The organism is Acinetobacter sp. AOR14_HL, from assembly GCF_027855175.1.
Lineage (GTDB): Bacteria > Pseudomonadota > Gammaproteobacteria > Pseudomonadales > Moraxellaceae > Acinetobacter > Acinetobacter calcoaceticus.
The window spans coordinates 1-14,027 of record NZ_JAKTII010000011.1; the positions used below are offsets into that span (position 1 = coordinate 1).

General features: G+C 42.3%; 7 protein-coding genes, 2 tRNA genes and 3 rRNA genes. 9 read left to right on the forward strand and 3 right to left on the reverse strand.

Features of this window, described 5'->3' with window-relative positions; all coding sequences use genetic code 11:
• Positions 1-178 precede the first annotated feature (178 nt).
• From MKL38_RS10155 to MKL38_RS10180, 6 genes are all read left to right on the forward strand, one after another.
• Positions 179-1,716 (forward strand): 16S ribosomal RNA (locus tag MKL38_RS10155).
• Between the two features lie 59 nt (positions 1,717-1,775).
• A tRNA-Ile gene (locus tag MKL38_RS10160) sits at positions 1,776-1,852 on the forward strand.
• 56 nt (positions 1,853-1,908) lie between these two features.
• A tRNA-Ala gene (locus MKL38_RS10165) sits at positions 1,909-1,984 on the forward strand.
• Positions 1,985-2,354: 370 nt separating this feature from the next.
• Positions 2,355-5,248: ribosomal RNA gene (locus MKL38_RS10170) — 23S ribosomal RNA — on the forward strand.
• 180 nt (positions 5,249-5,428) lie between these two features.
• Positions 5,429-5,543: ribosomal RNA gene (gene rrf / locus MKL38_RS10175) — 5S ribosomal RNA — on the forward strand.
• The 16S, 23S and 5S rRNA genes sit together here with 2 tRNA genes alongside, the layout of an rRNA operon.
• Before the next feature lie 188 nt (positions 5,544-5,731).
• The gene (locus tag MKL38_RS10180) at positions 5,732-6,331 is read left to right on the forward strand and encodes a glutathione S-transferase family protein (RefSeq protein WP_270903194.1); all 600 of its coding nucleotides are present in this window, start codon (positions 5,732-5,734) and stop codon (positions 6,329-6,331) included.
• A gap of 61 nt (positions 6,332-6,392) precedes the next feature.
• Here MKL38_RS10180 and MKL38_RS10185 read toward each other — a convergent pair whose 3' ends face one another.
• Positions 6,393-7,085, reverse strand: a complete 693-nt coding sequence (locus MKL38_RS10185) for a TIGR04219 family outer membrane beta-barrel protein (RefSeq protein WP_270903195.1) — start codon at positions 7,083-7,085, stop codon at positions 6,393-6,395.
• Between the two features lie 644 nt (positions 7,086-7,729).
• On the opposite strand from MKL38_RS10185, the gene MKL38_RS10190 reads away from it, so the two are divergent.
• Both MKL38_RS10190 and MKL38_RS10195 read left to right on the forward strand, forming a co-directional pair.
• Entirely contained in the window at positions 7,730-9,208 is a 1,479-nt protein-coding gene (locus MKL38_RS10190) for a sodium-dependent transporter (RefSeq protein WP_270903196.1), read from the forward strand.
• 12 nt (positions 9,209-9,220) lie between these two features.
• A complete protein-coding gene (locus tag MKL38_RS10195; protein WP_003654330.1) occupies positions 9,221-9,364 on the forward strand; it encodes a methionine/alanine import family NSS transporter small subunit in 144 nt (47 codons plus the stop codon).
• Positions 9,365-9,403: 39 nt separating this feature from the next.
• On the opposite strand, the gene rsmB is transcribed toward MKL38_RS10195, so the two are convergent.
• Together rsmB and fmt are read right to left on the reverse strand one after the other, a co-directional pair.
• Positions 9,404-10,708, reverse strand: coding sequence for a 16S rRNA (cytosine(967)-C(5))-methyltransferase RsmB (gene rsmB, locus MKL38_RS10200; protein WP_270903197.1), 1,305 nt, complete (start codon positions 10,706-10,708; stop codon positions 9,404-9,406).
• Positions 10,705-11,667 carry a methionyl-tRNA formyltransferase gene (gene fmt, locus MKL38_RS10205; protein WP_270903198.1) on the reverse strand — a complete coding sequence of 321 codons (963 nt, stop codon included), beginning with the start codon at positions 11,665-11,667 and terminating at the stop codon, positions 10,705-10,707. Before fmt ends, rsmB begins: the two co-directional genes overlap by 4 nt.
• A gap of 348 nt (positions 11,668-12,015) precedes the next feature.
• On the opposite strand from fmt, the gene ilvD reads away from it, so the two are divergent.
• Positions 12,016-13,845: a dihydroxy-acid dehydratase gene (gene ilvD, locus MKL38_RS10210; RefSeq protein ID WP_003654323.1), complete on the forward strand. Its 1,830-nt coding sequence runs from the start codon at positions 12,016-12,018 to the stop codon at positions 13,843-13,845.
• Positions 13,846-14,027 lie beyond the last annotated feature (182 nt).

A 14,027-nucleotide genomic window follows, 5' to 3' on the forward strand; every position in this document is an offset into this window, starting at 1 on the left:
AAGATCATTAAGAGATTATGAAGAACAACTTGTGTGGATTTTTACTGATTGATTGATCGAAATATTATCATTGATTGATTGGTTTAAATTACTCGAAGTTTATTTGAGCGAAATTTAAGTCAGAAAATTGATGAGCCAGAATTGGCACCTTGTCTTTAATAAGGTGCAAAATGATTTTTAACTGAAGAGTTTGATCATGGCTCAGATTGAACGCTGGCGGCAGGCTTAACACATGCAAGTCGAGCGGAGTGATGGTGCTTGCACTATCACTTAGCGGCGGACGGGTGAGTAATGCTTAGGAATCTGCCTATTAGTGGGGGACAACATTTCGAAAGGAATGCTAATACCGCATACGTCCTACGGGAGAAAGCAGGGGATCTTCGGACCTTGCGCTAATAGATGAGCCTAAGTCGGATTAGCTAGTTGGTGGGGTAAAGGCCTACCAAGGCGACGATCTGTAGCGGGTCTGAGAGGATGATCCGCCACACTGGGACTGAGACACGGCCCAGACTCCTACGGGAGGCAGCAGTGGGGAATATTGGACAATGGGCGCAAGCCTGATCCAGCCATGCCGCGTGTGTGAAGAAGGCCTTATGGTTGTAAAGCACTTTAAGCGAGGAGGAGGCTACTGAAGTTAATACCTTCAGATAGTGGACGTTACTCGCAGAATAAGCACCGGCTAACTCTGTGCCAGCAGCCGCGGTAATACAGAGGGTGCAAGCGTTAATCGGATTTACTGGGCGTAAAGCGCGCGTAGGCGGCTAATTAAGTCAAATGTGAAATCCCCGAGCTTAACTTGGGAATTGCATTCGATACTGGTTAGCTAGAGTGTGGGAGAGGATGGTAGAATTCCAGGTGTAGCGGTGAAATGCGTAGAGATCTGGAGGAATACCGATGGCGAAGGCAGCCATCTGGCCTAACACTGACGCTGAGGTGCGAAAGCATGGGGAGCAAACAGGATTAGATACCCTGGTAGTCCATGCCGTAAACGATGTCTACTAGCCGTTGGGGCCTTTGAGGCTTTAGTGGCGCAGCTAACGCGATAAGTAGACCGCCTGGGGAGTACGGTCGCAAGACTAAAACTCAAATGAATTGACGGGGGCCCGCACAAGCGGTGGAGCATGTGGTTTAATTCGATGCAACGCGAAGAACCTTACCTGGCCTTGACATAGTAAGAACTTTCCAGAGATGGATTGGTGCCTTCGGGAACTTATATACAGGTGCTGCATGGCTGTCGTCAGCTCGTGTCGTGAGATGTTGGGTTAAGTCCCGCAACGAGCGCAACCCTTTTCCTTATTTGCCAGCGAGTAATGTCGGGAACTTTAAGGATACTGCCAGTGACAAACTGGAGGAAGGCGGGGACGACGTCAAGTCATCATGGCCCTTACGGCCAGGGCTACACACGTGCTACAATGGTCGGTACAAAGGGTTGCTACCTAGCGATAGGATGCTAATCTCAAAAAGCCGATCGTAGTCCGGATTGGAGTCTGCAACTCGACTCCATGAAGTCGGAATCGCTAGTAATCGCGGATCAGAATGCCGCGGTGAATACGTTCCCGGGCCTTGTACACACCGCCCGTCACACCATGGGAGTTTGTTGCACCAGAAGTAGGTAGTCTAACCGCAAGGAGGACGCTTACCACGGTGTGGCCGATGACTGGGGTGAAGTCGTAACAAGGTAGCCGTAGGGGAACCTGCGGCTGGATCACCTCCTTAACGAAAGATTGACGATTGGTAAGAATCCACAACAAGTTGTTCTTCATAGATGTATCTGAGGGTCTGTAGCTCAGTTGGTTAGAGCACACGCTTGATAAGCGTGGGGTCACAAGTTCAAGTCTTGTCAGACCCACCATGACTTTGACTGGTTGAAGTTATAGAAAAGAAGATACATAACTGATGATGTAAGCTGGGGACTTAGCTTAGTTGGTAGAGCGCCTGCTTTGCACGCAGGAGGTCAGGAGTTCGACTCTCCTAGTCTCCACCAGAACTTAAGAGAAGTTCGGATTACAGAAATTAGTAAATAAAGATTAAGATCTTGGTTTATTAACTTCTGTGATTTAAGTATCACGGTATTAAGCATGACCTGACGAAGGCATGTTTATTCATTAACAGATTGGCAAAATTGAGTCTGAAATAAATTGTTCACTCAATAATGAAAAGAGAAGAAGTAATTCTGATCTTGGAATTAATTGAGAACTAGCAAATTAACTGAATCAAGCGTTTTGGTATATGAATTAGATTGAAGCTGTACAGTGTTTAAATACACAGTACTTCAAACTGTAAGAGATTGATGAGAAATCATTAATCATGTCTTATTACTCCTTGTAGGTAATAACGACTGTTTGGGGTTGTATAGTCAAGTAATTAAGTGCATGTGGTGGATGCCTTGGCAGTCAGAGGCGATGAAAGACGTAATAGCCTGCGATAAGCTCCGGGGAGGCGGCAAATATCCTTTGATCCGGAGATTTCTGAATGGGGGAACCCACCTACTTTAAGGTAGGTATTGCAACATGAATACATAGTGTTGCAAGGCGAACGAGGGGAAGTGAAACATCTCAGTACCCTTAGGAAAAGAAATCAATTGAGATTCCCTTAGTAGCGGCGAGCGAACGGGGATCAGCCCATTAAGTTATGTGTGTTTTAGTGGAACGCTCTGGGAAGTGCGAACGTAGAGGGTGATATTCCCGTACACGAAAGGGCACACATAATGATGACGAGTAGGGCGAGGCACGTGAAACCTTGTCTGAATATGGGGGGACCATCCTCCAAGGCTAAATACTCCTGACTGACCGATAGTGAACCAGTACCGTGAGGGAAAGGCGAAAAGAACCCCTGTGAGGGGAGTGAAATAGATCCTGAAACCGCATGCATACAAGCAGTGGGAGCCGACTTGTTCGGTGACTGCGTACCTTTTGTATAATGGGTCAGCGACTTATATTCAGTAGCGAGGTTAACCGTATAGGGGAGCCGTAGAGAAATCGAGTCTTAATAGGGCGTTTAGTTGCTGGGTATAGACCCGAAACCAGGCGATCTATCCATGAGCAGGTTGAAGGTTGGGTAACACTAACTGGAGGACCGAACCCACTGTCGTTGAAAAGCCAGGGGATGACTTGTGGATAGGGGTGAAAGGCTAATCAAGCCTGGTGATAGCTGGTTCTCCCCGAAAGCTATTTAGGTAGCGCCTCGGACGAATACCATAGGGGGTAGAGCACTGTTTCGGCTAGGGGGTCATCCCGACTTACCAAACCGATGCAAACTCCGAATACCTATGAGTACTATCCGGGAGACAGACTGCGGGTGCTAACGTCCGTAGTCAAGAGGAAAACAATCCAGACCGCCAGCTAAGGCCCCAAAATCATAGTTAAGTGGGAAACGATGTGGGAAGGCATAGACAGCTAGGAGGTTGGCTTAGAAGCAGCCACCCTTTAAAGAAAGCGTAATAGCTCACTAGTCGAGTCGGCCTGCGCGGAAGATGTAACGGGGCTAAAACTATGTGCCGAAGCTGCGGATTTGACTTTTAAGTCAAGTGGTAGGGGAGCGTTCTGTAAGCCGATGAAGGTGTATTGAGAAGTATGCTGGAGGTATCAGAAGTGCGAATGCTGACGTGAGTAACGACAAAACGGGTGAAAAACCCGTTCGCCGAAAGACCAAGGGTTCCAGTCCAACGTTAATCGGGGCTGGGTGAGTCGACCCCTAAGGCGAGGCCGAAAGGCGTAGTCGATGGGAAATTGGTTAATATTCCAATACTTCTGTGTAATGCGATGAGAGGACGGAGAAGGTTAAGTCAGCCTGGCGTTGGTTGTCCAGGTGAAAGGAAGTAGGCATGCATCTTAGGCAAATCCGGGGTGCTCTATGCTGAGATCTGATAGCAAGCTGTACTTGTACAGCGAAGTGGCTGATACCATGCTTCCAGGAAAAGTCTCTAAGCTTCAGTTACACAGGAATCGTACCCTAAACCGACACAGGTGGTCAGGTCGAGTAGACCAAGGCGCTTGAGAGAACTCTGCTGAAGGAACTAGGCAAAATGGTACCGTAACTTCGGGAGAAGGTACGCTGTTGTTGGTGATGGAACTTGCTTCCTGAGCTGATGACAGCCACAGAAACCAGGCCGCTGCAACTGTTTATTAAAAACATAGCACTCTGCAAACACGAAAGTGGACGTATAGGGTGTGATGCCTGCCCGGTGCTGGAAGGTTAATTGATGGGGTTAGCGTAAGCGAAGCTCTTGATCGAAGCCCCAGTAAACGGCGGCCGTAACTATAACGGTCCTAAGGTAGCGAAATTCCTTGTCGGGTAAGTTCCGACCTGCACGAATGGCATAATGATGGCGGCGCTGTCTCCAGCAGAGGCTCAGTGAAATCGAAATCGCTGTGAAGATGCAGTGTACCCGCGGCTAGACGGAAAGACCCCGTGAACCTTTACTGCAGCTTGACATTGAACTTTGACCTTACTTGTGTAGGATAGGTGGGAGGCTTTGAAGTTGGAACGCTAGTTCCAATGGAGCCGTCCTTGAAATACCACCCTGGTAATGTTGAGGTTCTAACTCTGCCCCGTAATCCGGGGCGAGGACCATGTCTGGTGGGTAGTTTGACTGGGGCGGTCTCCTCCTAAAGAGTAACGGAGGAGTACGAAGGTGCGCTCAGCGTGGTCGGAAATCACGCGTAGAGTATAAAGGCAAAAGCGCGCTTAACTGCGAGACCCACAAGTCGAGCAGGTACGAAAGTAGGTCTTAGTGATCCGGTGGTTCTGTATGGAAGGGCCATCGCTCAACGGATAAAAGGTACTCTGGGGATAACAGGCTGATACCGCCCAAGAGTTCATATCGACGGCGGTGTTTGGCACCTCGATGTCGGCTCATCTCATCCTGGGGCTGAAGCAGGTCCCAAGGGTATGGCTGTTCGCCATTTAAAGAGGTACGCGAGCTGGGTTTAGAACGTCGTGAGACAGTTCGGTCCCTATCTACCGTGGGCGCTGGAAATTTGAGAGGATCTGCTCCTAGTACGAGAGGACCAGAGTGGACGAACCTCTGGTGTACCGGTTGTGACGCCAGTCGCATCGCCGGGTAGCTATGTTCGGAAGGGATAACCGCTGAAAGCATCTAAGCGGGAAGCCTACCTCAAGATAAGATTTCCCTAGGACTTTATGTCCTCTAAAGAGCCGTTCGAGACTAGGACGTTGATAGGTTGGATGTGGAAGCATAGTGATATGTGAAGCTGACCAATACTAATTGCTCGTGAGGCTTGACTATACAACACCCAAGCAGTTGTATATAAAGCATCAATCGATTCATTAATATGCAAAGCAACTTGATTTAGTTATACGCTTAGCTAAAATGAACAAAATATTAAGACTCAATCAGCCCATCTGTAAAGATTTGGAAAACGCATCGGCAACCAATAAGACCAATGTAAGTATCCATACCAGTTGTGCTGGCGACCATAGCAAGAGTGAACCACCTGATCCCTTCCCGAACTCAGAAGTGAAACCTCTTAGCGCTGATGGTAGTGTGGGGTTTCCCATGTGAGAGTAAGTCATCGCCAGCTCATTATTCTAAACACCCTCAACCTAACAGTTGGGGGTGTTTTTTTATGACTGAATTAAAATACACAGACAAAGAATTTAGGGAGTAAAGGAAAAGTCGAATAAAAATATAGGAATATTATGAGAGAGTTGTGCTATAAATAATAAGAAAATTATCTATTTAAGCATAAATAATAAGAGAGGAGTATATATGAAAATCTATGGAGATGTAGGTTCCGGTAATTGTTATAAAATTAAACTCTTACTTTCCTTATTAAATATTAATCATAGATGGATTCATATTGATATTTTAAAAAAAGATACTCAAACCCAAGAGTTTTTATCTCTAAACCCTAATGGAAAAATACCTGTATTAGTTCTGGAAGATGGTCGTGTTTTAAGTGAATCGAATGCTATTTTAGGTTACTTAGCTGAGGGAACAAAATTTATTCCTATAGATCTTTTTATTAAAGCAAAAATGTACCAATGGATGTTCTTTGAACAATATAGCCATGAACCTTTTATTGCAGTTGCACGTTTTATTAATAAATATTTAGGTTTACCAGAAGATAGAAGAACCGAATATTATAATTTACAGCCAAAAGGGCATAAAGCATTATCTATTATGGATAAAGTATTAGCAGAGCACGACTATCTTACAGGACAACAACTCACTATTGCTGATATTGCGCTATATGCTTATACACATGTGGCTGATGAAGGTGGCTTCGATTTAAAGTTATACCCAAATATTCAAGCATGGTGTCAAAGAATTCAAGAATATCCCAGATATGTGAGTATGATTGAATAAAAAAGAACTCTTATAGAGTTCTTTTTTATATATGGGGGGGAAATTTTGAGCTCATTCTGATTTAGAAATGTGCTTCTAAACCAACATACGGGCCTTTAAATTCAAATTTAAGGTCATTGTTATCGTAGTCATCTAAATCGATATTGAGTATGCGATAGCCTGCTGTTAAACCAAGATCAATTAGTAGGTTATCTGCAAACTTATATTTTACTTCTGCTAGCGCATCTGTAATTCGTGCATCGTCAAAGTTTGTATAGGTTGCTTCACCTTTAGCACTTAAACCTGTAAATGGAAGTTTTACTTCACCTGATAAATAAGCAATAGGATATGTTTTATCAATATCCACGCGCTTACCTGTATACGCAGTGATATCACCATTTAGTACAGTTGCACCAAGTCCGGCATCTACACTCACAATATTATCTAGTAATTCGTAATAGAGAATAAAATCGCTATGATCTAAATCAACTTTATAGTTTGCTTGACCTAGAGTTTCTGATTTAGTTTGAGTATCTAAATTTACATAACGAATTTTTGCATTTGGAATAAATGGGATTGGGTGTTCTACTGACAATGAGAGTTGAGCACTACCTTTTTGATCTAGATCCTGATCATCAGGGAATTGAGAAGACATATTAGCTTTACCGTCATAAAACCAGTAGCCTACTTCTCCTTTGACTCCAACAAAGTCTGCCTGAGCAAAGCCACTTAAGCCCATCCCGAGCGCTAATAAAGACATTTTTAATATTTTCATTTTAACATCCGAATAAAAGAAATCTTCGAGCGCATGATATAGACATCTTGCTACAGATGCATTGATAAAAAATAAGCCTATCGAATATATATCTATAAGATTTTTTGAGACTGAATAAAAATTCATGTATTTCAAATAACTAATATTTATTTATTAATTTTTATGTCACTAAGTGTATAAAAATTTTGTCATCTTAACAGCAAGGTGACATTTAAATCTTAATTGAAAACTGAAGATTTAAGAATAAATTACTGGATAAGTCGAGTAATTGAAGAACTCTTTCAATGAATTGGAATAAAATATCATTGAACAATTATGTCTGAACCTAAGCTTTAGAGTGTAAAGATAAGCTGAAAAATAACCAATTGTGAAAAAAACTTAGAAAATTCGTAAAATTTCTGACGGAAATTACAGTAAAAAGAAATAAAAACAGGTATTGTTCAGCTATATAGGAGCAAAAAATGGACAAAAATCTTTAAGGAAGAATTTTCTATTTTTGCTTGTTTGTTAAGGGAATAAAAATACTCAAAAGGTTCTTTTTATTTTCTACAAACACAAAAGTATTTTTTGGTTCTTTTTTTGCATGCGGAATAACAATCAACAATAGCAGTAAAAATAAGTAATCTTTTAACATTAGGTGTTTTATGGCAGATTCTCGTGAAAACTGGACGTCACGATCTGGTTTTATTATTGCAGCCGTTGGTTCGGCTGTAGGTTTAGGTAATATTTGGCGCTTTCCATACGTTGCTTATGAAAATGGTGGCGGTGCGTTTCTTATTCCCTATCTATTGGCACTCATTACTGCTGGTTTACCGTTACTATTTTTAGATTATGCGGTAGGCCATCGTAGTACTGGTTCGCCTCCAAAAGCATATCGTGCTTTATTTAAAGGCGGAGAAACTTTAGGGTGGTGGCAGGTTTGTGTCTGTATCATCATCGGTTTGTATTATGCAAGCGTCCTGACATGGGCAGGTAGTTACGTTTACTTTTCTATTGGTCAAATGTGGGGAAGTGATCCAGAAGATTTCTTCTTTAATACTTATTTGCAAACCTCAAAAGCGACTGGTTTTGATCTACAGTTTGTAGGTCATTTATTCTGGCCGATTGTAGGGATTTGGGCACTTACTTTAATCATTCTTTATGGTGGTGTGAAAAAGGGTGTTGAATTATCCAATAAGATTTTCATGCCATTATTATTCGTTCTATTCACGATTCTGGTAGTCCAGTCATTGCGTTTACCGGGCGCTGTTCAAGGTTTGAATGCATTTTTTACGCCAAACTGGTCTGCAATGATGGATTATAAAGTTTGGTTAGCCGCTTATGGTCATACCTTCTTCTCACTATCTGTTGGCTTCGGGATCATGGTGACGTATGCATCATATTTGAAACCAAAAACTAATTTAACGGGTTCTGGCTTAATCGTTGGTTTTGCAAATGCATCAACAGAGATTCTAGCGGGTATTGGTATTTTTGCAGCGCTAGGTTTTATGGCACATGCTGCAGGAACTGAAGTTAAAGATGTGGTGAGTGGCGGGATTGGCTTGGCATTTATTGCATTCCCGAAAATTATTTCAAGTTTAGGTACAGGTGCCGATTTATTTGGTTTCTTATTCTTCTCTTCACTTTTCGTCGCAGGTATTTCTTCGATGGTCAGTATTTTGGAAGTGCCTATTGCAGCAATGCAAGATAAGTTGAAATGGGGCCGTAAAAAAGCTGTAACGATTATTGGTGGTGGTAGTGCGCTTGTATCGATTATTTTATTCTCAAGTGTAAACGCAATTAAACTGGTTGATATTGTTGACCACTTTATTAATAACATCGGTATTATTGGTGGTGCTTTACTTTCTATTATTGCCGTGACTTGGTTTAAACGTTCAGCACTCATTGAACTTCGCAATCATGTAAATCGTATCTCAACAATTCAACTTGGTAAGGGATGGGATTTCACTTTAACGGTTATTACATCTTTAATCTTGTTAACAACACTCACTATGACTGTTTTTAATTTGATCAAAAATGGCTATGATACTTATAGTATGAGCTTACAAGGTGTATTCGGCTGGGGCAGTGTGATTTTCTGTGCGGTCGTTGCAATCGTGTTAAGCAAAATGAAAGATCGCTAGGAGGATAGAATAATGAATACTTCGGCAATCGTAATGATGGTGATTTCGATGGTGTTTTTATGGGGTGGATTAGCTTTATCCATTCTGCATTTGTCGAAACATCCTGAAGAGTTAGATGATGTTTTAGAAGAGGTAAAAGATCAGCACACGCTTTGATGCTGATCTCGTAAAAAGCAGGCTCGAAGCCTGCTTTTTTTATGCAATTTTTTGAATTTTACAATAATAAAATCCATCACCAGACTGCGCTTGCGGCAGTAATTGGCGGCCATGAATTTGCTCAATACCCCAATCAGCTTCAATTTTGATTTCTTTCGCATCAGTATGTTCTGCGAAGAAATCTATCATTTGCTGTTCATTCTCAGCTTTTAAAACTGAACATGTAATATAGAGCAGTGTGCCTCCAACTTTGAGTTGTTGCCACATGTGCTGCAAGATCTGCTTTTGCAGCTCAATCGTTTGGGCTATATCACTAGATTGGCGTAAAAGGCGTATATCAGGATGACGTCGAATGACCCCTGTTGCAGAGCAAGGCGCATCTAGCACAATACAATCTACAGGCTCTGCGGGAACCCATTGGGTTGCATCTGCTGCCAAAATTTCTGTTTGACTTTGATCAAGTGCTAAGCGGTTTAAATTCTCAGTCACACGGACTAAACGGTTAGAATCTTGGTCAATAGCAATGAGCTTAGCCGGTTTAAACTTTTCGAGTAAATGAGCTGTTTTTCCACCGGGTGCTGCACAGGCATCAATCACTGTTTTATTATTTAAATCTGGTAATAATTCTGCACAAAGCTGAGCGTGTTCGTCTTGTACAGAAAACCATCCCTCTTCAAAACCAGGTAGCTGGGTAATTTGAACAGATTGCTCAAGGATGATGCCTGCTTCAGATAAAATACATGCACGTGCTTTAATTTCTGAATTTTGTAATTTTGCTAAATAAGCATCTCGACCAATGTGGCGTTGATTAACCCTTAAGGTTAAAGGTGCGACTTGTTTTAATGATTGGCATAGAGATTCGGTTTGTTCACCCCAATCTTTTTTCACACGCTTATAAAGCCAACTTGGTAAGCCATGCGCCTGTTGTAAACCTTGCTGAAAGTCATCAGTTTCACGCGTCGCGCGGCGTAAAATTGCATTCACAATACCGCTGAGTGCTGGGAACCCAAGTTGTTTCGTAGCGTCTACTGTTTCAGAGATCGCAGCATGTGCGGCAATACGCGTGCATAAAACTTGATAAAGGCCGACGTAAAGACAGGTTTCAACAGTTTCATTGTTTAACGGTTTGCTGAGCAAAGGTAAGCTAATTGATTTAAGTGCAAACCATTGACGCAATGTACCCAAAACCAACTCGTGAAACAAAGCACGATCACGTTCTGCAACTTGATTCAGCTGTGTATTTAAAATACTAGCGAGTGATTGGCCTTGCTGAACTTTTAATAACGTCTGGACGACTTGAGCACGTAAGTTAAATCGTGACGAATTTGATGAAACCTGACTCATGGCAGAATTTGTCCTACATGAAGTTTTTGAGTTTGGGCAATTTGTTGGGCATTCATTGCTTTGCCGCCCGGCCATTGCACACTGGTCAGACAAATAAAGGAATCTTGCCCACAAGCCACATGTACGCCTTGCTTATCAATCGCGATAATTTCACCAGCTTGGGCATTCACTTTGTTTTGACTAGAAATTGTTGAGCTCCAAACACGCAGCGCATTATTTTCATCTAACTGAACGAAGGCAACAGGCCAAGGGTTGAACGCACGAATATTTCGGTCAAGTTGAATAGCATCAGTTGACCAGTCAATACGAGCTTCTGATTTCACGAGCTTGTGTGCATAGACAGTTAGGCTTTCATCTTGAACTTCACGTTCTGCCAAATATTTTTGTAATGTTGCTTCTGACTCGAGTACTGCACAAATCGCTTCTGCACCTTGAACAGCTAATTTGTCATGCAAGCTGGTAGAGGTCTCTTCGGCGGTGATTGGGCAGTAGGTTTTATACATCATATCGCCTGTATCTAAACCGGCAGCCATCTGCATAATCGTAATTCCTGTTTCATCATCACCTGTTGCGATTGCACGCTGAATTGGTGCTGCACCGCGCCATCGTGGTAATAATGAGCCGTGAATGTTTAAACAACCATATTTAGGTGTATCGAGTACAGCTTGTGGAAGAATCAAACCATAGGCAGCGACCACCATCACATCAGCACCTAAAGCAGCGAGTTCTTGTTGCGCTGCCAAGCCTTCTTCAGTTGAAGCTTTAAAGTGAAGCGGTTGATAAACAGGAATATTATGTTCAAGGGCAAGCTGTTTTACAGGAGATGGCTTTAATTTTTGTCCGCGACCAGCTTTACGATCTGGTTGAGTATAAACTGCGATAATTTCATGGGAAGTTTTTAATAAAGCCGCCAATGCTGTTGCAGCAAATTCGGGGGTGCCAGCAAAAATAATTTTCACAAATGCAATCCAAAAAGAGTTTGTGGATAGTATACGTGAAAAACGTTTGAAGCCCTAAACTCATGGCTATTGAGAGATTTGGTTTTTAAATAGTGAACAAAAAATTATTGAAAAACTTTTATTGATAAAAAAAGGTTATGAAAAAATAAAAAATTATTCATGTAAGTTTTGCTAAATATTGACTGACTATTACTGTTCTTGGCTTTCCGAATATTATTTGCTTCTATAGAATGGAGAATGATCAAATTATGATGATGAGTCAATATTCCGACTGATCTAACGCTATATCAGTATCATTCAGCCAGAGTGGGAGAAATTTCGCTCAAGCACAACTTGTTGGAAACACTAATGCCTGACTATCGTTCAAAAACATCGACACACGGAAGAAATATGGCTGGCGCACGTGGCTTATGGCGTGCAACAGGAATGAAAGATGAGGATTTCGGCAAACCGATTATTGCGGTGGTCAATTCATTTACTCAATTTGTTCCGGGCCATGTACATCTTAAAGATCTAGGGCAGCTTGTTGCAGCAGAAATTCAGGCATCAGGTGGTGTTGCTAAAGAGTTCAATACGATCGCAGTAGACGATGGGATCGCAATGGGGCATGACGGCATGCTTTATTCTTTACCATCACGTGATTTGATTGCTGACTCAGTAGAGTACATGGTGAATGCGCATTGTGCTGATGCTATGGTCTGTATTTCTAACTGTGACAAGATTACTCCGGGAATGCTCATGGCTGCGATGCGCTTGAATATTCCTGTGGTTTTTGTGTCTGGTGGACCAATGGAAGCAGGTAAGGTCAAATTCCGCGGTAATGAAAAAGCGATTGATCTTGTTGATGCAATGGTTGTTGCAGCTGATGAAAGTTATACAGACGAAGAAGTTGAAGAATTTGAACGTTCAGCATGTCCAACCTGTGGTTCATGTTCAGGTATGTTCACTGCAAACTCAATGAACTGTTTAACCGAAGCGTTAGGTTTATCTTTACCGGGTAATGGTTCGATTGTCGCGACACATGCTAATCGTAAAAAATTATTCTTAAAAGCAGGTCAGCTTATTGTTGAATTGGCTAAGCGCTATTACGAACAAGAAGATGCAAGCATTTTACCTCGTTCAATTGCAACAAAGGCTGCATTTAAAAATGCCATGACGCTTGATATTGCAATGGGTGGTTCAACCAATACCGTTCTACACTTATTAGCTGCGGCAAGTGAAGCGGAAGTTGACTTTACCATGGACGATATTGACGAATTGTCACGTCGAGTGCCTGTATTGTCTAAAGTAGCACCTGCAAAACAAGATGTTCATATGGAAGATGTACACCGTGCAGGTGGCATCATGGCCATTTTAGGTGAACTTGATCGTGCGAATTTACTTGATGTATCACTACCAACCGTACATGAGAAAACTTTAAAAGATGCCTTGGATAAGTGGGATATTATTCGCACTGAAGATGCAGATGTGTATGAGTTCTATCGCTCATCTCCGGGTGGTGTACCAACTCAAGTTGCGTTCTCGCAAAATCGTTACTATGCAACTTTAGATGGCGATCGTGAAAAAGGCGTTATCCGCAATGCAGAACATGCATTCTCTAAAGATGGTGGTTTAGCTGTGCTATACGGCAACATCGCTCTTGATGGTTGTATTGTGAAAACTGCGGGTGTAGATGAATCTATCCTAAAATTTACTGGCACAGCGCGCGTGTTTGAGAGTCAAGATGCTGCTGTAGATGCAATCTTGGGTCATGATATTAAAGCTGGTGATGTCGTTGTTATTCGTTACGAAGGTCCACGTGGTGGTCCGGGTATGCAAGAAATGCTTTACCCAACCAGCTATCTTAAATCGAAAGGTTTAGGAAAAGACTGTGCATTAGTTACAGATGGTCGTTTCTCTGGTGGTTCATCAGGTCTTTCGATTGGACATGTTTCGCCAGAAGCTGCTGAAGGCGGTGCCATTGGTTTGGTTGAAGATGGCGATACCATTGAAATTGATATTCCAAACCGTACCATTCACTTGAACGTTGATGATGCGACTATGGCGCACCGTCGTACAGTTCAAGAAGCGAAAGGCTGGCATCCAAAAGAAGAACGTAAACGTAAGGTATCAAAAGCATTAAAAGTTTATGCAATGCATACAACAAGTGCAGCGAAAGGAGCTGTACGCGTTCTATAAAATATTCAATTTTAATAATTGAGTAGAAATTATGCACTCTTCAATACGATGAATTATTATCTGTTGAGGGTGCATTTTTTTTGCCTGATGAAAAAAATAGGCTTGTAGATGAGGGTGTTGCAAGTCATTCTATGGGTTTGTCATAAAATGATGATAAAATCTTCACCGATGCAGGAACACGT

Coding starts and splice junctions, on each gene's coding strand:
- MKL38_RS10195 (WP_003654330.1), top strand. CDS start 9,221: ATGAATACTTCGGCAATCGTAATGATGGTGATTTCGATGGTGTTTTTA.
- MKL38_RS10180 (WP_270903194.1), top strand. CDS start 5,732: ATGAAAATCTATGGAGATGTAGGTTCCGGTAATTGTTATAAAATTAAA.
- MKL38_RS10190 (WP_270903196.1), top strand. CDS start 7,730: ATGGCAGATTCTCGTGAAAACTGGACGTCACGATCTGGTTTTATTATT.
- ilvD (WP_003654323.1), top strand. CDS start 12,016: ATGCCTGACTATCGTTCAAAAACATCGACACACGGAAGAAATATGGCT.
- rsmB (WP_270903197.1), bottom strand. CDS start 10,708: ATGAGTCAGGTTTCATCAAATTCGTCACGATTTAACTTACGTGCTCAA.
- MKL38_RS10185 (WP_270903195.1), bottom strand. CDS start 7,085: ATGAAAATATTAAAAATGTCTTTATTAGCGCTCGGGATGGGCTTAAGT.